General features: G+C 47.4%; 16 protein-coding genes and 1 tRNA gene. 10 read left to right on the top strand and 7 right to left on the bottom strand.

What is annotated here, in order from left to right; genetic code table 11:
* The first annotated feature begins 123 nt into the window (after positions 1-123).
* The 5 genes from rpoN (at position 124) to B5M13_RS10325 (ending at position 4,558) form a co-directional block, all read left to right on the top strand.
* Positions 124-1,572, top strand: coding sequence for an RNA polymerase factor sigma-54 (gene rpoN, locus B5M13_RS10345; protein ID WP_080055601.1), 1,449 nt, complete (start codon positions 124-126; stop codon positions 1,570-1,572).
* A 54-nt stretch (positions 1,573-1,626) separates the two neighbouring features.
* Entirely contained in the window at positions 1,627-2,316 is a 690-nt protein-coding gene (locus B5M13_RS10340; RefSeq protein ID WP_317046996.1) for a hypothetical protein, read from the top strand.
* A 100-nt stretch (positions 2,317-2,416) separates the two neighbouring features.
* The gene (locus B5M13_RS10335; protein WP_080055600.1) at positions 2,417-3,214 is read left to right on the top strand and encodes an enoyl-CoA hydratase/isomerase family protein; all 798 of its coding nucleotides are present in this window, start codon (positions 2,417-2,419) and stop codon (positions 3,212-3,214) included.
* Between the two features lie 53 nt (positions 3,215-3,267).
* Positions 3,268-3,341 (top strand) — tRNA-Arg (locus B5M13_RS10330).
* A 293-nt stretch (positions 3,342-3,634) separates the two neighbouring features.
* Entirely contained in the window at positions 3,635-4,558 is a 924-nt protein-coding gene (locus tag B5M13_RS10325; protein ID WP_080055599.1) for an RluA family pseudouridine synthase, read from the top strand.
* 105 nt (positions 4,559-4,663) lie between these two features.
* Here B5M13_RS10325 and B5M13_RS10320 read toward each other — a convergent pair whose 3' ends face one another.
* Both B5M13_RS10320 and B5M13_RS10315 read right to left on the bottom strand, forming a co-directional pair.
* Positions 4,664-5,347: a glycosyltransferase family 2 protein gene (locus B5M13_RS10320; RefSeq protein WP_080055598.1), complete on the bottom strand. Its 684-nt coding sequence runs from the start codon at positions 5,345-5,347 to the stop codon at positions 4,664-4,666.
* A 39-nt stretch (positions 5,348-5,386) separates the two neighbouring features.
* Positions 5,387-6,847, bottom strand: coding sequence for a glycosyltransferase family 39 protein (locus B5M13_RS10315; RefSeq protein WP_080055597.1), 1,461 nt, complete (start codon positions 6,845-6,847; stop codon positions 5,387-5,389).
* Between the two features lie 405 nt (positions 6,848-7,252).
* Between B5M13_RS10315 and B5M13_RS10310 the strand changes: the two genes are divergently transcribed.
* Entirely contained in the window at positions 7,253-10,081 is a 2,829-nt protein-coding gene (locus B5M13_RS10310; RefSeq protein WP_080055596.1) for a TonB-dependent receptor domain-containing protein, read from the top strand.
* 346 nt (positions 10,082-10,427) lie between these two features.
* Positions 10,428-11,012 (top strand): TlpA family protein disulfide reductase, encoded by a 585-nt coding sequence (locus B5M13_RS10305; RefSeq protein WP_080055595.1) that lies wholly within the window; start codon positions 10,428-10,430, stop codon positions 11,010-11,012.
* A gap of 246 nt (positions 11,013-11,258) precedes the next feature.
* Here the strand turns inward: B5M13_RS10305 and B5M13_RS10300 are convergent, their stop codons facing one another.
* Positions 11,259-11,642: a hypothetical protein gene (locus tag B5M13_RS10300; protein WP_080055594.1), complete on the bottom strand. Its 384-nt coding sequence runs from the start codon at positions 11,640-11,642 to the stop codon at positions 11,259-11,261.
* Between the two features lie 474 nt (positions 11,643-12,116).
* Between B5M13_RS10300 and B5M13_RS10290 the strand changes: the two genes are divergently transcribed.
* Together B5M13_RS10290 and B5M13_RS10285 are read left to right on the top strand one after the other, a co-directional pair.
* The gene (locus B5M13_RS10290; protein WP_080055592.1) at positions 12,117-12,827 is read left to right on the top strand and encodes a DUF4405 domain-containing protein; all 711 of its coding nucleotides are present in this window, start codon (positions 12,117-12,119) and stop codon (positions 12,825-12,827) included.
* A 288-nt stretch (positions 12,828-13,115) separates the two neighbouring features.
* Positions 13,116-15,650 (top strand): DUF5686 and carboxypeptidase-like regulatory domain-containing protein, encoded by a 2,535-nt coding sequence (locus tag B5M13_RS10285; RefSeq protein WP_080055591.1) that lies wholly within the window; start codon positions 13,116-13,118, stop codon positions 15,648-15,650.
* Positions 15,651-15,815: 165 nt separating this feature from the next.
* On the opposite strand, the gene pgmB is transcribed toward B5M13_RS10285, so the two are convergent.
* Complete coding sequence (gene pgmB, locus B5M13_RS10280) at positions 15,816-16,469, bottom strand: beta-phosphoglucomutase (protein ID WP_080055590.1); 654 nt, start codon at positions 16,467-16,469, stop codon at positions 15,816-15,818.
* A gap of 141 nt (positions 16,470-16,610) precedes the next feature.
* Between pgmB and creD the strand changes: the two genes are divergently transcribed.
* On the top strand, positions 16,611-17,990 hold the full coding sequence (creD, locus tag B5M13_RS10275; protein ID WP_080059873.1) for a cell envelope integrity protein CreD: 1,380 nt from the start codon (positions 16,611-16,613) through the stop codon (positions 17,988-17,990).
* A 67-nt stretch (positions 17,991-18,057) separates the two neighbouring features.
* Here creD and B5M13_RS10270 read toward each other — a convergent pair whose 3' ends face one another.
* The 3 genes from B5M13_RS10270 to B5M13_RS10260 form a co-directional block, all read right to left on the bottom strand.
* Positions 18,058-18,468, bottom strand: a complete 411-nt coding sequence (locus B5M13_RS10270; RefSeq protein ID WP_080055589.1) for a hypothetical protein — start codon at positions 18,466-18,468, stop codon at positions 18,058-18,060.
* Between the two features lie 113 nt (positions 18,469-18,581).
* Positions 18,582-20,165: a sensor histidine kinase gene (locus B5M13_RS10265; protein ID WP_080055588.1), complete on the bottom strand. Its 1,584-nt coding sequence runs from the start codon at positions 20,163-20,165 to the stop codon at positions 18,582-18,584.
* Positions 20,166-20,254: 89 nt separating this feature from the next.
* Positions 20,255-22,129 (bottom strand): glycoside hydrolase family 13 protein, encoded by a 1,875-nt coding sequence (locus tag B5M13_RS10260; RefSeq protein WP_080055587.1) that lies wholly within the window; start codon positions 22,127-22,129, stop codon positions 20,255-20,257.
* Positions 22,130-22,247 lie beyond the last annotated feature (118 nt).

Genomic DNA, 22,247 nt, shown 5'->3' with positions numbered 1-22,247 from the left:
AAAATTTATGTGCACAAAAACAAAAAACCGATTATTTTGGTCTGATAATTGTGAGGGGCAGTTTTGCGCTACCAACTTAACCGCTCAACATAACGGATCAACTCTACCGCTTATAGCATCAACATGCAGAAGTTAAGCCTATCCCAATCACTTCAGCAAAAGCTATCTCCACAGCAGATACAATTTATCAAGCTGCTGCAGATACCAACCGCTGAATTAGACACCCGAATTGAAGAAGAACTGGAAATTAATCCAGCCCTGGAAGAGGGTATGGATGAAGAATATGAGCAAAAAGAGGAAGACGATCCATACGATGAGGTAGACGATTACAAAGAACGCGACGACGATTTGGACATCGATAGTTACATTAAAGATGAAGATTATACGGGCTACAAAATGCAGGGCGACGGCAACTATGCCGAAGAGGAACGCGAAATGCCGTTAGCTACCAGTTCGAGCCTGACCGATGCCTTACTCCAGCAATTTGGGTACCTCAATCTGACCGAACAGCAGCGAATCGTAGGTCTTCAGCTTATTGGCAGTATCGAAGCCGATGGGTATATCCGTCGATCGTTGCAGGCAATTGTCAACGATCTGGCCTTTGGGCAGAATGTGTTTACCTCTACCGAGGAGGTCGAAGATATTCTGCATAAAATTCAGTCGTTCGATCCACCCGGCATTGGCGCCCGTACCCTACAGGAGTGCCTGATCCTGCAACTTCGCCGGAAAGACCAAAGCGACCCCTACAACGTACTGGCCATCCGTATTATCGAGGATTTCTTTGACGAATTCTCCAAAAAGCATTACGATAAGATCCAGCGACGACTCAACATCAGCGACGATTCGCTAAAAAAAGTCATCGACATCATCATCAAGCTCAACCCTAAACCCGGCTCGGTCGAGGATGAAGCCGGAGCCGCTCAGTACCTGGTCCCTGATTTTATTCTGACCAATAACAACGGCAAGCTCGAACTGACGCTGAACTCTAAAAATGCCCCTGAACTACGGATCAGCCGGTCGTTTGCCGATATGCTCGATACCTACGACAAGAGCAAAAAGCAGAACAAATCCCTTAAAGAAACGGTCACCTTTGTGAAGCAGAAGCTGGATGCAGCCAAATGGTTTATTGACGCCATTAAGCAACGCCAGCAAACCCTGCTCAAGACGATGAACGCTATTGTTCGTTTCCAGTACGACTTCTTCCTGACAGGCGACGAATCACGGCTTAAGCCCATGATTCTGAAAGATATTGCCACGCTGATCGACATGGACGTTTCGACGGTTTCGCGGGTAGCTAACAGCAAAGCCGTACAGACCGAGTTCGGGATCTATCCACTCAAATACTTCTTCTCGGAAGGTATTTCGACTGATACAGGCGAGGACGTCAGCAGCCGGGAAGTAAAGAATATTCTGAAAGACCTGATTGACGCCGAGCCTAAGCTTCATCCCCTTTCAGACGATAAGTTGGAAAAGATACTAAACGACCGGGGCTATAACATTGCCCGGCGTACGGTAGCCAAATATCGCGAGCAACTCAACATTCCGGTCGCCCGGTTACGAAAACAGCTTTAAATCTGAATAATGAATAATGTACAATGAATAGTGTATGAACTGTATACTCTACTTTTGCATCATCGTTCATCATCATTCGGTGCCGCCCGCGCGGTTCATTATCCATTGACCAACAGTTTTGCCCGCTTTCTTTCGGTTATTTTTCATCCGTTGCTGATGCCGACGCTGTTGTTTGGCATATTGCTGTTTCAGGTGCCCAGCGTATTGGGCATGGATGCTTTTTCCAGTTCATTACGGCTCAGCTTACTGGTTCTGATTTTTGTAGGGACGTTTGCGGTACCCTCCCTATTGATCTACTACCTCTTCCGCAGCGGTTACGTCAAAAGCCTGCAACTCAATACGCTGGCAGATCGACGATTGCCCTATTTTCTGACCGCCCTGATTTATTTATTCTTGGCTTATTTGTTCACCTTTCGGATGGAGCTGGTATCGACCGTTGCACCTGAAATCGGTGTTTTATTAGCCAGCACCGCTATCTCTATATTACTAGTAGGTTTGATTAGCCTGAGTTGGCAAATAAGCGCTCATAGTGTAGGGGTCGGCGGAGTTATAGGGGTAGTAGGTAGTATCATGCTTAAATTCAGCATTAACGATCTATTTTTCTCATTGCTCCTGCTCGTCCTTCTGGCAGGATTTGTGGCAAGTGCCCGGCTGAAGCTCAATGCCCACACGCTTTCACAAATTACAGTCGGTTTAGCACTTGGTTTTGGTGTAAGTTTACTAACAGTATTTTGGCTCATTTAAAGCCATTAGCTTTGCGTCATTTTATAGTCATTTATAGGTATAGACTGACAACCAATGACAGTTTATGACTATAAATGACCAACAGCGCCCCTTACCTTGTATGTACGAAAACTTACTTTACGAAGTCACGGACTCCGTTTGTCGGATTACCCTGAATCGCCCCCAGGTATACAATGCCCTGAGTCCGGGGTTGATTCAGGATATTACTTCAGCCATTGAAGCAGCTGGTGCCGATGACCAGGTACGCGTTGTGATCCTGACGGGTGCAGGCGACAAAGCTTTCTCGTCGGGTGCCGACCTGAAGGAAGGGTTTGCCAAAGCTGCCTCAGCGAGCAGTTCTTTACAACTAGGCGATTCATTGCGGAGCACCTATCACCCCATGATTCGGGCCATTCGGAACCTACCCAAACCCGTAATTGGGCGGATTAATGGCGTGGCGGCTGGCGCAGGTTGCTCATTAGCACTGGCCTGCGATCAGATTATATGTGCAGACGAAGCCTACTTTAGTCAGATCTTTATCAACATCGGCCTAATGCCCGATGCAGGTTCCACCTTTTTCTTACCCAGACTGATCGGCCCACAACGTGCGTTTGAGCTATGCAGTACAGGGCGCCGGGTATACGGCCCAGAAGCCGCTCAAATGGGTCTGGTAAGCCGTTCCGTCCCCACAGGTGACCTCGACGATACTATAAGCCAAGTAGTAGCCTATTATGCCTCAGCCCCCACTCGTGCTATAGGAGCCATGAAAAAAGTATTGAATCAATCACTGTACTCAGACCTTGACCACCAGCTTGAGCAAGAAGCTGACAATCAGGATACTTTAGGACAATCAGCAGATGCAATGGAAGGCATAAGCGCGTTTCTGATGAAAAGAAGACCAAATTTTTCGGGCAAATAGGTTGACAATAGAGCTTTTTCTTCCTACTTTTGCACTCCCAATCAACGGGAAATGCATTCGTAGCTCAATTGGATAGAGCACCTGACTACGGATCAGGAGGTTTGGGGTTCGAATCCCTACGAGTGCACATTGATTATCAGCCACTTAGCGTTAAATGTTAAGTGGCTTTTTATTTGCATACATTAATCATTATTTATATTTCAACTAATGCTTATTTCTCTTAGTTAATTCAAATAACAAATTCTAATCATTAGCCAATATCATTCTATGAATGAGATCTACGAAACTTTATAGCTTAGAATAAAAGTTCAAAACAGGTTCGTAATATATTTATAGAATTCGTCCCATAAATCAGAACACTTATGCATGCATTCATAGTGTTATTAGGTCAGTTCAGCTACGAAAGCGTACCTTTGTGGAATGGAGCATACCGAACAACCCCGTCGGCCACATGGTAAACGCGCCGATTTGCAGCTAACTGTGTCGGAACCGGCTGAGTTAATGGCGTTTCTAATCGCCAAACTGCCGCATAAAAACCGGAACAATATTAAATCGCTGCTTCGAAATAAACAGATTCTGATTGACGGCAAAGTCTATACGCAGTTTAACCATCCCCTTCAGCCTGAACAAGTTGTGACTGTGGCAGCCAATCGGGCGCCCGAAACCTCACAGTATCGAGGGTTAACCCTGCTGTACGAAGACCCGGATATTATTGTCATTAACAAACAGGCTGGACTGCTTTCGATGGCTACGGCCAAAGAACGTGACCGTACAGCTTATGGCATCCTGAGCGATTACGTCAAGAAAGAAAACCCAAAAAATAAAATCTTCATCATCCATCGACTCGACCGAGAAACATCGGGCGTAATGATGTTTGCCCGTAGTGAAAACGTGCAGCAGTTGATGCAGGAATCCTGGAACGCCACGACCAAACAGCGAACCTATGTCGCGCTGGTCGAGGGCGTACCCAAGCCGCCTGCAGGCACCATCACATCATACCTGCGGGAGAGCAAAGCGCTTATCGTGTATTCCAGCCAAAACCCTGACAACGGCCAACTGTCGGTTACCAACTACCGGGTGTCTAAAGCAGCAAATGGCTATGCACTGGTTGAACTCGAACTGGAAACGGGCCGAAAAAACCAGATACGGGTCCATATGAATGACATTGGCCATCCTATTGCTGGCGATGTCAAGTACGGCGCTCAAACCGACCCCATCGGGCGTCTGGGTTTACATGCCGAAACGCTGGCATTTACTCACCCCATCACGGGTGAAGTCATGCGTTTCGACGCGCCAATACCCAAGACATTTCTGAGTGTTGTAAAGGAACGGGGACAAGAGTAGTTAACCGTAGTCAGGAATGGTCAACAGTTGTTTTCGTGTGGTGTTAGATGCTTTCGTCTGGCACCAAAAAGTTAGTATTAACCAACGTTGACCTCTTGCTTATTTTTATTTCACAAATCGGTATTTAAGGAGGACCCAGATGGCTTCGATGCCATCGAACCAGGAAATTTTCTTGCCTTCGGCAATGGATCGGGGATAGTAACTGATCGGTAACTCTTTGATTTTTATACCCCGTTTGGCCACTTTGGCCGTTACTTCAGGGCAAAACTCGAAACGGGTACAGTCGAGCGGGATCGATCGCAGAAAATCAGCTTTGAACACTTTATAGCAGGTAGGTTCGTCGGTTAATCGCTGATTGTAAAGGATATTTGTGAGCATCGTTACGACTTGCCCGCCAATGTAAAAACTCATGTAGGAGTGGCGATTTTCGGGCTTCAGAAATCGCGACCCATATACAACCTGCTCTTTCCCGTCAACAATGGGCTGCACCAGTGCCAGATAATCCTGCGGTTCGTATTCCAGATCGGCATCCTGTACAATAGCAATATCACCCGTCATATGCTGGATAGCCGTACGGATCGCTGCCCCTTTTCCCTGATTGTGTTCATGAAAAACAATTGTCATGTTTGGCACAGAGCGATAGCTATTTAGCCGGTCGCGGGTGCCATCGGTAGAGCCGTCGTCGACAATAATTATTTCTTTCGTTAACGGAACAGCCTGAACTTTCTCAATGAGTATATCTATATTTTTAAACTCGTTGTAAGCAGGAATCAGAACGGATAGCAACATAAAACAAAGATAATCGAAAAGAAACCAACTGCGCAGTGTTTACTTCCGTACCCAGTAGGTTAGCGGAAATCGCGGGTCTTTCACCTTCACGAAATGTTGTTGTAAACCAGCCTGCAATTGGCGAATAGCATACGCATTAGTAGGTTTATTGATGGCCGTACTATCATCGATCAGACTGGATCGATTGCCAAAAATAACCAGTTTTAAACTCGTGTCGGCCAGCGCCTTCCCATACGTATCCGGATGTGATTCGATGTAATGGGTTGTCTGCATCTCGGTAAAAATGAACGGTACATTCGGCTCCCGGTCCGACAGATAGTATAAACTCATGGCGTTGTCGAAGAGTAACACATGACCATTACCTGCTCGTTCCCGAATAAACGCGCCCGCCTGTTCTTCACCCGCATAATCGGCGATAGACGTAAAGCGTTTGAGGGCATCGGGACGATACAGCAGTAAACTCACGAGTAGAAGCACACCTACCCCACCGATCCCTATAAAAATAAGTCGGTAGGGTATGTTACGATGACGGGCTTCGTACAACTCCAGCCATTGATCGGCCAGAAATCCCAGGTGCAGCGAAAAGAAAACAGCCGCCTGAAAAAAGTAATGACTGGCCTGCGTTTTCAGCATGGGGACACAGGCAAAAGCGGCTAATAGGAGTACCAGCCAGATAATCGGAGTTTTCTGATAAATGATCCGGTAGGGACGTTGTACAACCAATAGGGCTGAGATCAGCAAGAGCAGAATCAACCAACTCAGCTTAATAAAAAACTTAGTCAGAAATAAGGTATGGGCCGGGTAGCCACTGAACGGGTAAATATAGGTCCACTCCAGATGCGCATCCAGCCGATTAGTTGTGTAAAAGTAGAGGATGGAGAGTAGTAGCGGTAGTGCGAAACCCAGCAATACCAACATACCCCGAATGACCATCGGCCAGAAGGTGATTCGTCCTGTCAGACACAGGAGCAGGATATACGCGCCAAAACCAATTACATAAAAAGCAGCTACACTCTTGAAACACATACCGATCCCAAGTAAAAAGCCAGCGGCCAGCCAACGCCAGTTCGGTCTGCCGTTGTTGCCCACAGCCACCGTAAAAGCATTCAAGCCACAGATAGCCACCCAACTTTCGGGCTCCAGGAAATTCATTTCCATGAAAAAGCAGCCGATTGCAGTCAGCACCACGGTCAGTAAAGCGGTTCGTTCACCAAACAGCCGACCAGCTCGCCAGGCAGAAATCAATACACCAACTGCCAGTAGTGTAATCAGTGCAGAAACGGTAACGTGGTTATAGCCTCCCAATAGATTCAACAGTACGCTCGTAGACGAATACAGCAGGTAGGATTTCGACGGAATAAAGTCGTACAATTGATAGCCTTCGCTGAGCGAACGCGCAATCACCAGGTACTCATAAGCATCGTAGCCGTAACCGGAATTATACGTAAACAGGTAAAAAACAGGACAGAAAAAGGCTAAAACCAACAGAAGCCGCGTCATAAAACGTCGATAGCGCGTTAAGCAAGTTACTACTTTACCGACAAATGTACTGGTTTAGGGCCAAGCCATCACCTTATCCACCGCCTTTTTGTCGACCGTTTGCTCATTTCCTGACGCATCGACTTCCTGAAAATCAGATTTCATAAATCTCAATTACGGCAAAATCCGTTCATGCCCAAAGGTGCCTGTTCAGTAGCATCAGGCCGTCAAAACTCGAATCTCGAAACGGCTTAGGAACTGTTTTTCAAACGTTTTCCGAGAAATCGAGTTTTGACAGATGCAGGTGCATTCATATTCTTCACCCGGCTATTTATCCTCTTCGACAGCCAAAAACGGGCATTCCGCCAATTTGATTTCTCAGGACAATTTATCCATTGGACATTTGACGCGTCAATTTTAACCGTTATGAGAACGCTGATTCTTTCTATACTTATTGCTAGTGCGACAACTGCGTTTGGGCAGGTGACAACCGTACCGGGTAGCACCAACCCTACAACGCCACAAAGCACCCAGCCCAGCAACTTAACTGTTCCTGCGGCCACGCCCCCCGATCCATTTGGCGCAATGCCCAAATCAACAACTCCCGATAGTTTTACAGCTCCTCCAGATTCAGCACCGTCGACCATTTCGCCAGAGGGAATCCCTCCTCAACCCGGCGCTACTCCTTCGGAAGCTGACCCCATTGCCCGTGGCAACGGAAAAATTACGGGTGTTCTGATGGACTCGACGACCAATCAACCTGTTGAATTTGCTACCATTGCGTTGCTCAGTACATCGACCAATAAACCCATTGACGGAACAACGGCCGATGCCAAAGGCCAGTTTACGCTGAACCGGATAGCTCCCGGCAAATACCGGCTGCTCTACTCTTTCATCGGTTATAAAGACAAACGCAGTGCTGTACTGACCATTGCCAAAGGCGGCACCGTTAATGTAGGCACCATTAAACTTTCGGCCGATGTTAAAACGCTGGCCGAAGTAAACGTAGTTGGTCAGGCAGCGATGGTCGAGGAGAAAGTAGACCGGCTGGTGTACAACGCCGATAAAGACCTGGCTGCTAAAGGTGGCGATGCGACTGACATTATGCGTAAAGTACCGATGCTGTCGGTCGATCTGGATGGGAATGTCCAGTTGCGCGGAAGCAGCAACGTGCGGGTGTTAATCAACAACAAGCCCAGCACCATTGTTGCCAGCAGTGTAGCCGACGCGTTGAAGCAAATCCCGGCCGATCAGATCAAGACCGTTGAAGTAATTACTTCGCCATCCGCCAAATATGACGCGGAAGGATCGGCAGGTATCATCAACATTGTGACAAAGAAAAATACCCTACAGGGTATGACGCTGGATGCAAACGGTGGCGCTGGCAACCGGGGGAGTATGCTTGGCTTACACGGCAATTACCGGACCGGCAAAATGGGCTTCTCGCTGGGTGGTTTCGGCCGTGCAGAATACAATATCAAAGGATCGTTCCTGAACGACCAGACGACCCGTTCTTACGATCAAGCGACCAACACCTACTCAGAGCCTACCCGGACACTCCAAAGTGCCAATACCCTGAATCAGCGTCTGAACGGAAACTTCCAGCTGGGCTGGGATTACGATATCGACAAGAATACATCGCTGACGGCCAGTATCCGATACGGTGCCCGCAATGGTATTACCAACCAAACCAATCTGCTGACCCAAACAACGGCGCCGAGCAGTTATTTTCCCATCGTCACGAATCGAAACGTAAAAACAACGGATCTGTCGGGTACGGTCGATGCTAACGTTACGTATACCAAAATTTATAAGCCCCAGCAGGAATTCAGTATGCTGGCACTTTATAGCCGCAACAACCGGACCAACGATTTCGTGGCTGACCTGCTTGGTGGTACCGATTTCCATACCGTTACGGGCCGTCAAAAGAACGACAACACCAGCTACAATCAGGAATCGACGCTCCAGATCGACTACCAGACACCGATTAAAACCAATCAATTGCTCGAATTCGGTGGTAAAGGTATTTTCCGGCAGGCTAACAGCGACTATCAGTATTATTTCGCTACGGGCGAAACAGGTGGTTATCAACTCGACACGTCGCGCCCAGCCAATGCTCTGTTCTACAATCAGAACATAGCCGCTACCTATCTGTCATATACCCTGACGACCAAAAGCAAGTTTACCATCAAGGCGGGTGCCCGGTATGAGTACACGTTCATCAACGCCCGGTTCAGTAATGAAACAGCTACCCCGGCTGCCACTATCCCGAACTATGGCAACATTGTACCGAGCATTAACATCTCGAAAAGCCTGAAGGGTGGCAAAATTATCAAACTGGCCTACAATCGTCGGATTCAACGCCCTGGCATCCAGTTCCTAAACCCAAACATCAACGCGGCTAACCCAACTAATATCACGATTGGTAACCCCTACCTGTCTCCCGAGTTGACCGATAATGTGGAGTTCAGCACCAGTGCCAACATCAAAGGTTTATACCTGAATGCGTCGCTTTTTGCCCGTCGGACCAACAACGAAATCACAGCCGTTCGGGACGTATCAAAGCAATCGATTGGTGATCCGACCAATCCAGTATTGCAACAGGTGATCCGTACCAGCTACCAAAACGTTGGGCACGAAGATGCGGCTGGTCTGAACCTGTTTGGCAATGGCATGCTGTTTAAAAAGTTACAACTGGGTGGCGGCATCGATCTCTACCATGTAACTCTGACCAACAACAATGCTAACCCAATTTATTCGGCTTCGAACGCAGGCTGGGTGATTGGTGGCCGGATCATGAGCAGCATTTCGCTGGCCAATGGCTGGGGCTTCCAGCTCTTTGGTGGTGGCCGTGGCAAACAAATTCAGTTGCAGGGTTATCAGAGTCCCATGTATTTCTACAGCCTGGGTCTGCGGAAAGAATTCAATAACAAGAAAGCCAGCTTAGGCTTAGCAGCCGAAAATATTTTCAACCATCCGTTTACCCAGCGTGCCGAACTGTCGTCGCCAATTCTGACCCAGAGCTCGCAAACAAGCTTCTATAACGCTGGTGTTCGGATGACGTTTAGTTACAAGCTTGGCAAAATGAGCTTCGACCAACCACAGAAACGCCGGAAATCAATTGAAAACGACGACCTGAAAGGAAACGAAGGTGGAAACGATAACAATGAAGGTCAACAGCAGTCGTCGCCATCGGGCAACGGTGGTGGAAACCGGGGCGGTGGCAGTGGACGTGGAGGCCGTCCTCGCTCATAAGCTTTTGCGAAGAGGTATATCCGAAGGCATTGACAACCTTCGGGATTGACACTACTCAACGACAATTACACTTCATCAGATTAGATTAGGTTGAGAAAACTCCTCCTGCGTTGCGGGGGGAGTTTCTTTTTTTATAGAGTAAATCTAAAAACGGCCCGACCCGGCAAACCTGCAAATTTGTCACTTAGGTTAGTTTGGTTATTCTTTTCAAACGGGTACTGTAGTTTATCTCACTCTTTTTTTTAACCTTGCAAAAAGGAGCGTTTTGAAGAGACGTCAATCACAAGTAATTAGGCTGACGATTTGTGCTTTAGCTATCATAAACGCACTTATACAACAGGAAAATATGCTCAAGACTAAAGTGAGTCTGCTCTACTTTGTAACAACTGTACTCTTGGGATTTCATTCAGTTGTTGTGGCTCAGTCTGTCAGTTTTAAAGACAATGACCGAACTCAATTCTCATCAACGAAGATTATCAAAGAGTCTGAATTAGTGCTATTGGAAACTGAAACATACAGTTCATTCAAACAATTGATGGCCTTGTTTCCTGGTAAAATCGTCTATGTTGACGTTTGGGCCACTTGGTGCAAACCTTGTCTAATCGAGTTTGAAAAGCATCAAGCCTTGGAAGATGTTACTCAGAATAAGACGGTCGAGCTGCTTTACCTGTCCATCGATAGGACCAATTATAAAGGGAAGTGGCTAAAAACAATCAAGAAATACGGCTTATCTGGTCACCACATTATTGCAAGCCGGGAATTACAAAAAGACATGTGGAAAGTTGTTCATGATCAAGAAGACCGTCTATCTATACCCTACTACTTTATTAGCGATCAAACCGGCCGTATTTTATTGAGAGATGCCCCAAAGCCTAGTCAGGGAGATACTCTAAAAACGAAGTTGGAAGAGGTTATTTTGAAAGCGAAGTAAAATAAGACATTCCTAATTTTTCCGTACTAAAGTGTCAGATCGTTTTTCTCGCTTTATTCCCTTTACATAAAATCAGTTATTCAACAGGTCTAGGAAATGTACAAAATTTAGATTACTCTAAGCCTTGTACATTTTTCAGACCTATTTTATAACTAGACTTATGTTAGGGGAAATAAACAATAAAACCGGATCTATCTTGTTTCTAGCTAGACCCAGTTTTATCATATTTTAGTATTCATTCATAATTTATTCAAATGTCTTAAAATCAATCCGTGAAATATCGTATTTACCTGTTTTGCCGTATTCTTCCAGAATCTCTTTATGGCGTGTTTGAGCCTGCTCCAACGTATAATATCTATTCAAATCACTGGTGCATAATTCGTTAGTTGGCTTACAATTCTTATTGATAAAGGTGCCAAACTTCTGAATAACGTCGTGCATTTCTTTCTCTTCATTCCCGGATGCTGTTCTAATATCCGTATAAACCATTTTTAGTTTCTCGGGACTTTCAAGGCGCGGTACTTCTCTAGAAAAACAGAAATAGTACTTAGTAGTAGGCTCGACCTGTTTAGATCGAACGAACAGTAAGCATACAATACTTAGGGCGAGTAAGGCTACAAACTTTTTCATAGTAGAATAGAATAAAGGTTTGAGGTTCAATCATGTAACGATATATCTGTTTTTTGCTGTATAATCTCTTTTATGATAGCCAAAGTACGAAACAACAGGCTAATTACTGGTTCAGAAAACGCCCGTTTTCATGTAACGTTCATCGATCAACTGATTACACCAATCATAGCTAACCGCAGTCTCAAATTGTTATCCGCTCCGGTGGCCTAGTCACGAATTAAAATCAAAATCTCACATTTTAGTTGAGTTTGTTACCGGGCTACCGAAGCGGACTGATCGTCAAATGATAAATTTGCTGGGCCGTCGGTTGGTCAGTTTTTTTAGCTTTACCCTTTATCCCGATATTTTTACGTCATCAGGCCGCATACGAATCTTTACCCACATTCAACTTACCTTTGTATTTCATTTTTACCAATGCTGTTTTGAATGGCAGTCGGTTGATAACCCGGCTCCGCTTCCACGTAATCTTGTTGTATGAAATCAAAAAATTTAGTTAGTCTGTTTGTGGCTGCCATTTTCCTAGTATTGGCGGCTACGGGTCTCCTGATTTATTTCGGTCAGGGTTCGCACATTGTCGATCATACCCATGCCTGGTTTGGTATGCTGTTTGTCACAGCCGCTATCTTCCACATTGTCAATAACTGGTCGTCGCTGGTGGGCTACAGCCGAAATCGCCGGACGGGCAGTTTACAGAAAGAACTCATTCTGCCTATACTCGTCGCCATCGTTTTTGCGGCTGGTATTGGGTTCGATGTACCCGTTTTCAATAAGCTGGCCAATGCGGGTAAGAATTGGGTACGTGGCAACAAACCCCGGCCCGAATCGATGCCACAAACCAAAGTCGATTCTATTGCCTATGCCGTTGAAGTAGCCTACGCCAGCGCTTACAGCAAAGGGGATACAGCCGCTCTGGCTACCGTCATGAATTCTAAAACGGCCTTGCTGACCGAAGCCGGAACGCTTCTTCACGGTTCGGATGTCCAACAAAATCTGCTCAAACGCACAACCCCTGAAGTTGTCCAGACCAAAGTAACGAATGCCGAAGCCCTTGACGACCAGCTCATTGTTGTACGGGGTACGTTAACCGGCGCATCAACGCCCTCCGTCTATACCCATGTACTTCGGGAGCAGGATAAGAAGTGGCGTATCGTAGCTGCCCAGCAGGCCTATCCGTCCGTGCAATAGTCGAGTATAACAATAGCCTTTTCTTAGTAATGGGAATCTGGATACGCCGGGTTCCCATTGCGTTTTGTATTCCTATTGGTGCAACGGAAATGTACTACCTTACGTATTGATTACCAGACAGGGAGGTATCCTATTCAACAAAATAGTACAATACCTTTCTTTTTTAGAATATCCTGAAGGTTTTATCAGGTAAGCTGATTTTGAGGGCGCTTTTTTTAGTTTATAGTAAACTCTATTGACTATTTTTCGCTTACGTATAGGACAACAGTTCGCTGACATACTGTTTGAATGAATTCACTACTACGCACCTTAACGGCTATTATTCTTTTGCTGATGGGATGGTCTGTTGAGATCATAGCTCAGCCCAAAGTCTATACCATTAGCGGTCAGGTAACCGATGCTACTACGGGTGAAGGTATTCCCTTTGCCAGTATTGCGCTAAAAGGCAAAACGGCCGGTACAACTTCTGATGTCAATGGTCGCTATGTATTGCGAGTCAACGCGTTATCCGATTCCTTACAAGTCCTTAGCTTAGGTTATCGAACAGGTACCTATCCCGTTCTGGCTCAAGCTAATCAGGTCATCGATGCCCATTTATTGGCAGCCGCTACCAGCTTACAGGAAGTAAAAGTGTACGCCAAAGGGGGCGATCCGGCTTATCGGGTAATGCGGGAAGCCGTGCGCCGGGGCGACCAATACAACCCGGCCCAGTTACGGGCGTACCAATACGACAGTTATACTAAAATTGAAGCGTATATCAATAATTTCGCCCAGAAGCGAAAGAACAATAAGGGGCCGGGGCCAATTGGCAAGCTACTGGGAAAACTTCCAGCCATTACCGATCAAAACGGCCAGCCGGCTGTGCCCGTATTTATCTCCGAAACTCTTTCTAATTTTTACGCCCGTACCAATCCCGAAAAAACAAAAGAATATCTGCTCAAATCGCACGTAACGGGCGTGGGTGTATCAGATGGCGGGTTGATTGCGCAACTTACGGGAGCCTCATTCCAGCAATACAATTTCTACCGGAACGCGCTCATCGTACTCCGCAAAGACATCCCTTCGCCCATTGGCGCACAGTGGGAAACGATCTATACGTACCGCCTGAAAGACACGGTTCAGCTTAACAATTTAGTTTGTTACGCCATTGAGTTTACGCCCAAACGCCTGAGTGATCTGGCGTTTAATGGCACCATCTGGATCGACACAACGCACTTTGCTCTGGCACAAATTGATGCTCAGGTAGATAAGCGGGCAAACATCAACTTTGTGGACGAACTCCACATTGAGCAAATCTGGGAAACGACCCCGTCGGGTTTACGCTTTCCGGCCCAGACGCAGGTTACTATCGACAGTGACGAGCCAACTCCCCGATCACCGGGTGCTTTGGTCCGCTTTTTCACATCGGCACAGAATATTATCGAGAACAACCCGAAAGATATTACGTTTTACGATCCGGCTATCGAACTGGCCGATGATTACAAGGAAACCGACTCAGCCTTCTGGCAAAGTGTACGACCCAGTTCGATCTCAGCGAATGAACTTCGGGCCATGAGAGTGGTTGATTCAGTACGGAATGTGCCGATCATGAAAGTAGGCGGAGAGATTATCAAACTGGGCGTTATCGGCTATAAAGCATTGGGTAAATCGAATCTTGAACTGGGGCCCATTCTATACTCCTACGCCAACAATGATATAGAAGGTAGCCGGTTTCGGCTGGGGTTAAGAACGACGACGGGTTTCAGCAAAAAGTGGCTGCTGAGTGGTTATTTGGCCTACGGTACCCGCGATGAACAACTGAAGTACAGCGCCAATATCGAATACATTATCAGTCGAAAGCCCTGGACGGTGTTTGGTGTAAAACGTTCGTATGATCTGGAACGATTGGGCGTATCGGCCGACAACATTGGCAATAACTCGCTGTTTGCAGCTTACTCCCGATTTGGTACCATCCGACGGCCTTATTTTCAGGAGGAGAATCTGGTGTATTTCCGACGCGAAATGGGCCGGGGCTTTACGCAAACGCTGGCACTGCGCAATCGTAGCTTTGAGCCGCTGTTTCCGTTTGCCTTTACCCCCCAGAAACACGACGATGACCAGTCTATACGAAGCACCTACGAAACAACCGAGCTGATTTCGGAAACCCGTTTCGCTCCCGACGAGCTCATTCTCCAGAATGATAACGTTCGTGTCAGCACCGGAGCCATTCGCAAACCAATTCTGACATTACGCTACACGTTGGGTCTACGGAACGTCCTCGACGGCGACTTTGCCTATCATCGCATTGCGCTGACGATGAAACACTCATTCCGAATGGGTGTATTGGGTCGAACGTATTATACCATTGGGGCGGGTATCATTCCCTCTACGGTTCCCTACCCGTTGCTTTATATGCCGCTGGGCAACGAGTCTTCGTTCTATGTTGGCAATGCTTATAACCTGATGAATTATTTCGAGTTCGTCTGTGATCGCTGGGCTACCGTTCAATTTGAACACAACTTCAACGGACTGCTATTCAACCGATTGCCCCTCCTGCGTCGGCTCAAATGGCGGGAACTGGTAACCGCTAAAGTACTGGCTGGAAGTGTTTCGTCGCAGAATCTGGCTATGATTCCAGCCACCAACGCTACTGGACAAGCTGTTGAAGGATTCAGTTCACTGAGTGGCACACCATATGTGGAGGTGGGATACGGCATCGACAACATTTTCAAAGTTCTGCGTATCGACGCCGTACATCGGCTTACCTACCGAGATAATATTGGCCGAACGGGCATTCCCGTAACGCCTTTCGCCATCAAACTATCGGGCTGGCTGGCGTTTTGACATCCGTTTACGGTGGCTCATGCGTGAACACGGCGGTGTACGCCAACTGTACCAAACTTGTCATCCCGACGAAGGAGGTATCTTGAATTTCTAAGTATCCGAAGCTCCCTCCTTCGTCGGGATGACAGAAAAATCGGAATGACCCACACTAGTTCAGAGGGAAGCTTATACCGCTTTCGTCAAAACCTCCTCTACCGTTAACGCTTCGAGCGAGGGAACAACCAGGTCAGCCTGAGTCAGAATTTCGGGCGACCCAAGTCCGACAACAACCATACCACCTCGTTTACCAGCCTCTACCCCTGCAACGGCATCCTCAAATACGACACACTCCTCTGGACTGAAACCCAGTTCGGCGGCACCTTTGGTAAATACTTCAGGATCGGGCTTTCCTTTGCTGATTTTATTTCCATCAATGACGACATCAAAGGCCTCGGTCATGCCAATCCGGTCTAGAATCATACCCGCATTTTTACTGACCGACCCCAGCGCGGTTTTAAGACCCGCTTTACGCACCTGAGCGAAGAAACTTGCAACACCAGGCAGAATATCTTCGGGCGTCATCCGGCTGACCAGTTCCAGATACCAGGCATTTTTTTGGGCCGCCAGTTCTGCCTTTTTCTCATCGGGTAACGTAAGTCCACCATGTACCAGAATCAGGTCCAGCGATTCCATTCGGCTCACCCCTTTGAGACTTTCGTTAAACGCTTCCGAAATATCGAAGCCAAGCTCATTGGCCAATCGTTTCCAGGCCTGGTAGTGATAGATAGCAGTATCGACTATAACCCCGTCGAGATCGAACAGGAATGCTTTGATCGGCATAGTGATGCAGGTTGACAAACAGCAAAAGTAATGCATTCGCCAGTAGCTTACGGCCCGAATAAAAAAACTTGCCGGAAAAATTGGAAAAACAGTCTGTGCTTCATTTACTTTGTATTTCAAAGTACTTTTAAAATACAAACTATGGAACCCGTATCAACTCCCGATCAGCCTGTATCTTTATTTGACCGAGTAAACCATTGGATCCGTACCTCAACGATGCTGAAAATGGCCGCTATAGGTATACTTATTCTGGTTTTACTTATTCCAACGGAAATGCTCCAGGCGCTGATTCGAGAGCGCGAATCCACCCGCAACGAAGCCATAACAGAAGTTAGTGCTAAGTGGGGGGGCCAGCAGGTAATTGGGGGACCGGTCTTGTCGGTCCCTTACGAGGTAATCAATAAGGATGAGAAAGGTACCGAACAGCGGCAAACGCTGTTCGCCCATTTCCTGCCCGACGATTTGCAGATCACTGGCAAGGTGCAACCCGAACAACGTAATCGGGGCATTTTTGTGGTGATGCTGTACAATACCCGACTGACCATTCGGGGTAGCTTTCATAAACCGTCCATTGCATCGCTGGGTATATCGCCTGAGGCCATGCAGTGGGATAAGGCATTTTTATCGCTGGGTATCAGCGACATGAAAGGGATTCGGGATGCGATTACTTTCCGAGTAAATAAGGTGCCTCTATCGGCCGAGCCGGGTATTCCCAGTAATGACCTGCTGCCGTCGGGGGTAAGTGCCTCTATCCCAATCCAGCCTGAAACCGAAACCCTTCAGTTTGAGTCGGCTATTAATCTGAACGGTAGTACACAACTGAGTTTTTTACCGTTTGGCAAAGAAACACACGTGAGTCTACAATCGCCCTGGTCGACGCCAAGTTTTACAGGTTCGTTTTTACCCGACCAGCGCAGTATCGACGAAAAAGGCTTCCTGGCTTCGTGGAAAGTCCTGCAATTCAACCGCAATTTTCCGCAGCAGGGCGTTGGTAATTTCCTGGCGAAATCGATTTCGGGCTATGATGAATTACCAACCTTTGGGGTAAAGCTGCTGCTCCCGGTCGATGAGTATCAGAAAACGATGCGATCTGCCAAATACGGCATTCTATTCTTGATACTGACCTTTGTATCGTTCTTCTTCGTAGAAATTCTCGACCGCCGACGCATCCATCCGATTCAATACCTGCTGGTTGGGTTTGCGATCTGCCTGTTTTATCTGCTGTTGCTCTCCATTTCGGAGCATCTGTCGTTCGATGGAGCCTATCTGATTGGGAGCGGGATTATTCTGGCCCTAATCACCTTTTATGTCCGCTATGTATTTCAGAATCTGCGTCTGACGGCCTTATTCAGTGTAATTCTGGCTTTGCTTTACGGATTTTTCTATTCCCTGCTTCAGTTGGAAGATTATTCACTGCTACTGGGAAGCCTAGGCCTGCTGCTGATTCTAGGGGTTATCATGTACCTCACCCGAAACGTGAACTGGTACAAGGCGTACGATGCCGAAGGGGTAGCGGTTTAACCGGGAGCGGTCATTTCCCATCCCGAAAACCCAATGCTTTCGGGATGGGAAATGACCGCTCCGGCGCTTACTCTTTCATCCCCATAAATTCCAGGCCATCGGTCTCGCCCAAACGGTGGCGCACCATCAGTACCCATCCTTTCCGGGGTCCACGTAGTGTGCTAATTTCGTCAACGGCATACTGCCCAATGGACTGTCCATCAACGGATAATTCGTAGGCTGTCGAACTACTTTTTACGGCCTTTACCCCGGCAAGTTGATAGGTCCCCACACCAAAACGGTCGTAAGTAAAGCGGTAAGTGGACGAACCTGTCTGATCGACCAACAGCCGTTGGGTAGTGGGCATTGCACAGCGAATCGGATCAATTTCCAGTCGAAACTGGCCAGGCAACGTACCATCATCGGCAGAACTAACGCTGTCTTTCTGGCAGCCAGAAACGAACAGGATTACGGATAAAAGAAGGAAAAGTGATTTCATAGGCTTGGCGGTTTCCGATAGGACTCCAAACAGAATCAAACCGTTGGAATTGCTTCCGGCAGGATTTTATCATTCATTTCAATCCTGTTCATCCGGCAAATCCTGCCAAAAAGCTAAACCGGCAGGTAAACCGTAAACGTTGTTCCTTCGCCAATCTGACTCTGCACGTCAATAGCCCCATCGTGCTGTTCAATCACTTTTTTGACAATAGCCAGTCCAATCCCAGTGCCGGTGAACTCATGCCGGGTATGCAGCCGCTGAAAAACCTGAAAAATCTGATCGGCATATTTCGAGTCAAAACCGATGCCATTATCGGCAATAGCAATAGCCCAGTAAGCGCGTTTAGCCGACAAGACTGTCGTACTGATTGAGGGCAATGCTGAACCCGGCATTTTTTGAGCCGTAATCTGCACAACCGGCGCTATGAGTATACCATTGGCATCTTTTCGGCAAAATTTAAGGGCATTGGAAAGCAGGTTTTGAAATAACTGACGAAGTTGCAATCGGTCACCTACAATGTCAGGCAACTCCTCATGGGCTCCTAACTGAATGGTTGCCTTGGTCTGTTCAATGGGATGCCATAGGTCTTCGATAATATCCTCAATAAGCCTGCCTAACGAAAACGATCGGAACGTTTCGCGGTGAGTGCTGATTCGGGAATAATCCAGCAAATCCCGAATCAGCAATGACATCCGTTCGGCTGCAACCTGCATCCGTTCAACAATATCAATGCCTTCCTGATCGAGCTGACTAGCATACTGGCTACGAAGAATATCGCCGAACGACTGAATTTTTCGTAATGGTTCCTGCAAATCATGACTGGCAATGTACGCGAATGTTTGGAGGTTTTCGTTCGAACGTTTTAATTCCAGGTTAGTCGCTTCAACCTGGAGTCGATTGCGATGATTTTCTGTAATATCGACGTTTGAAATCACGACTCCATCACCCGAGCGGGTGGTCAGCCGTAACCACCACTGATCGCCAATACTGAATTCGCTCAGGTCGGGGTCGCCCGTTTCAACAACATGCACGTATTTGGCAAAATCGATCTGTTGCTGTTCGGGCGTAGCCACCTCAAAAAACCGTTTTGTCAGGATAGGCTCGGCCAGATCGCCCCACATCCGAATGGCCTGCTGATTGGCCAGAATCGTATGGAAATCAATAATTCTCCCGGTTTCGTCGCGAATGGCTTCGTGCAGTGAAATGGCCGCCTGGGTATGATCGAGCACAGCCTGTAACAAATCGGCCTGCTGCTTTATTTTCAGTTCGGCCTGCTTGCTATCGGTTATATTGATAAACGTGATAACCAGTTGATCCAACTCAGACCGCACGGCGGATACTTCGAACCAGCCCTGCAAACCATACACATCCGTGTAATGTTCAACGATTTGCTCGGCTTGCCCCGTTTCAACCACGCGTTCATACAGCGCAAACATCCCCGACTGAACATTGCCCGGAAACGTTTCCAGCATTCGCGTGCCAACGATCTTTTCGGGCGACATCTGCAAAATACGCTCCACAGCCCGATTGGCTGTCAGCATCAAAAAATCGACAACTTCTCCCTTCCGATTTCGAATGGCCTGCATCGATATAATGCCATTCAGCGAAGCATCATAGGCAGCCAGTGCCAACTGCACAGCCTCAGCCGACTGTAGTCGCTCAGTTGGTATATGATCGGATGCGTTTGACGAGTTCATAGGTCAAAACTATGTTACAGGTTGCTCAACTTCCTGTACCGTCGAAAGTTTCGAACAATTGACTTATAATCAGTCCATAAAGAAGCAAATTACTTCACCAATTCCAGTACCAGTGCTGATTTGGCGGGCAGTTTCAGCATGTTCAGACCGGTTAAGGTTTGATCGGTCAGCACATTGCGGGCTTTTGTAAAACCGTTCATTCGCTCAGCAAACCGAGCCGCGTCGAGGGTTATTTCTTTTTCATTAGTATTGGTAGCTACCATCACGGTCTTGCTACCATCGTAGCGAAAATACACATACGTACCATCCTGAGGCAAAAATTGCATGAGTTTTCCTGTATGCATTACTGGATTATCGCGTCGGTAGGTAGCCAGTTTACGCACGAATTGAAACGCTTCGTTTTCGCGGTCCGTACGGCCAGCGGCCTCAAACTTGTTTTGCTTGTCGCCCGGAAAGCCGCCGGGAAAATCGCGACGTACTTCGGCATCCGACGGATCTTTGAAATTCTTCATCAAGATTTCGGTTCCGTAATACATCGACGGAATTCCCCGCGTTGTCAGCAACCAGGTCAGGCCAATTTTATACTTGTCGAAATCATCACCAATGACCGATAGATAGCGGTCGGTATCGTGGTTATCCAGAAAGGTTACCAGCTTGTTCGGATCCACATAAACGGCATCCTGCGCCAGCGCCTGATAGAATCGATTTACGCCATCGTCCCAGCTAAAGTTCTGCTTCAGCGCATCGAGCATCGAGGAGTACAGCACGAAATCGAGCCCCCCTGGCTGATTCGATTTAAACGGAAAGTCAATTTTATTACGCGTATAGTACGCCTGGTCGACCACGTTATTCACCCACGATTCGCCGAAAATGTGAATCTTCGGATACTGATCCATAAGCGCCTGGTTGCATCGATTCATGAAGGGCTGGTCGTTGTACATATACGTATCGACCCGCCACGCATCGACACCAAAATTTTCGACCGTCCAGATGGCGTGTTGAATCAGGAAATTAGCCACGAGTGGATTGCTTTGATTCAGATCGGGCAGGAACGGTACAAACCAGCCATCGAGCGTAACCTTCCGGTCGCGTTCGGCTCCGTGTGGGTCGGTAATCGGCTGGTATTTGTAGGACGTATTGGTATAGGTGGGCCACTGGTGCAGCCAGTCTTTGCTGGGCATATCTTTCAGCAGCCAGTGATTGATACCGGCGTGGTTATAGACTGCATCCTGTACCACTTTGAGGCCCATAGCGTGGGCTTTTTTCACAAAAGATTTATAGGCTTCGTTGCCGCCAAGCCGTTTATCGACGGTATAATGATCAGTAAAGCCATAACCGTGATAGGCCGATCGCATCGCTCCTCCTTCGTTAGTTAGGGGCTGGTTATTTTCCAGAACGGGCGTAAACCAGATGGCTGTAACCCCCAGATCTTTCAGATAATCGAGCCGTTGAGCGGCCCCGGCCAAATCGCCCCCGTGCCGATAGAACGGGTTGGAACGGTCAGCGTTCGGGTCGGCCATATCGGCAAATTTATCGTTGCTCTCGTCACCATTGGCAAAGCGGTCGGGCATAGCCAGGTAAATAAAATCAGCGGCCGAAACGCCCTGTCCTTTCGGGCTGTTGTCACGTGCTTTTAACTCAAACGGCTGGGTTAATGTCTGGCTTCCCCGTTTGCCAATTAGCTTCATTGTACCCGGTTTAGCGGTAGGTCCAATGGTCAAATCCAGAAAGGCGTAGTTTGGATTTTCGACCGTATGCGTTTTCACCAACTTTACGCCTGGATAGTTCAGCGAGTAGGCCAGCGTTCCGGCATTAGGGCCGTAAATCAGCAATTGCAGGGATGGGTTTTTCATTCCGACCCACCAGTTGGTCGGATTAACGCGCTGGATAAGGGCATTCTGCGCTAACGCCGTTTGGCATAGAGTCAGGAGAACTAGAAGGCCCGTAAACGTGCTTCGTTTCATAGATATCATAGGTAGCAATGAGAATAATGCAACAAGAACGTAAAATTAGCCCAATATTTTAGCCAAAAAAGAGCCTAGTTTTGTAGTAGTAAACTTGAGTGGTTGCACCACCTGACTT

Source organism: Spirosoma aerolatum (assembly GCF_002056795.1).
Lineage (GTDB): Bacteria > Bacteroidota > Bacteroidia > Cytophagales > Spirosomataceae > Spirosoma > Spirosoma aerolatum.
The sequence above is the reverse complement of the archived record's forward strand: the minus strand, read 5'-3'. Positions and strand labels throughout refer to the sequence as shown.

Coding starts and splice junctions, on each gene's coding strand:
- rpoN (WP_080055601.1), top strand. CDS start 124: ATGCAGAAGTTAAGCCTATCCCAATCACTTCAGCAAAAGCTATCTCCA.
- B5M13_RS10335 (WP_080055600.1), top strand. CDS start 2,417: ATGTACGAAAACTTACTTTACGAAGTCACGGACTCCGTTTGTCGGATT.
- B5M13_RS10325 (WP_080055599.1), top strand. CDS start 3,635: ATGGAGCATACCGAACAACCCCGTCGGCCACATGGTAAACGCGCCGAT.
- B5M13_RS10320 (WP_080055598.1), bottom strand. CDS start 5,347: ATGTTGCTATCCGTTCTGATTCCTGCTTACAACGAGTTTAAAAATATA.
- B5M13_RS10315 (WP_080055597.1), bottom strand. CDS start 6,847: ATGACGCGGCTTCTGTTGGTTTTAGCCTTTTTCTGTCCTGTTTTTTAC.
- B5M13_RS10310 (WP_080055596.1), top strand. CDS start 7,253: ATGAGAACGCTGATTCTTTCTATACTTATTGCTAGTGCGACAACTGCG.
- B5M13_RS10305 (WP_080055595.1), top strand. CDS start 10,428: ATGCTCAAGACTAAAGTGAGTCTGCTCTACTTTGTAACAACTGTACTC.
- B5M13_RS10300 (WP_080055594.1), bottom strand. CDS start 11,642: ATGAAAAAGTTTGTAGCCTTACTCGCCCTAAGTATTGTATGCTTACTG.
- B5M13_RS10290 (WP_080055592.1), top strand. CDS start 12,117: ATGAAATCAAAAAATTTAGTTAGTCTGTTTGTGGCTGCCATTTTCCTA.
- B5M13_RS10285 (WP_080055591.1), top strand. CDS start 13,116: ATGAATTCACTACTACGCACCTTAACGGCTATTATTCTTTTGCTGATG.
- pgmB (WP_080055590.1), bottom strand. CDS start 16,469: ATGCCGATCAAAGCATTCCTGTTCGATCTCGACGGGGTTATAGTCGAT.
- creD (WP_080059873.1), top strand. CDS start 16,611: ATGGAACCCGTATCAACTCCCGATCAGCCTGTATCTTTATTTGACCGA.
- B5M13_RS10270 (WP_080055589.1), bottom strand. CDS start 18,468: ATGAAATCACTTTTCCTTCTTTTATCCGTAATCCTGTTCGTTTCTGGC.
- B5M13_RS10265 (WP_080055588.1), bottom strand. CDS start 20,165: ATGAACTCGTCAAACGCATCCGATCATATACCAACTGAGCGACTACAG.
- B5M13_RS10260 (WP_080055587.1), bottom strand. CDS start 22,129: ATGAAACGAAGCACGTTTACGGGCCTTCTAGTTCTCCTGACTCTATGC.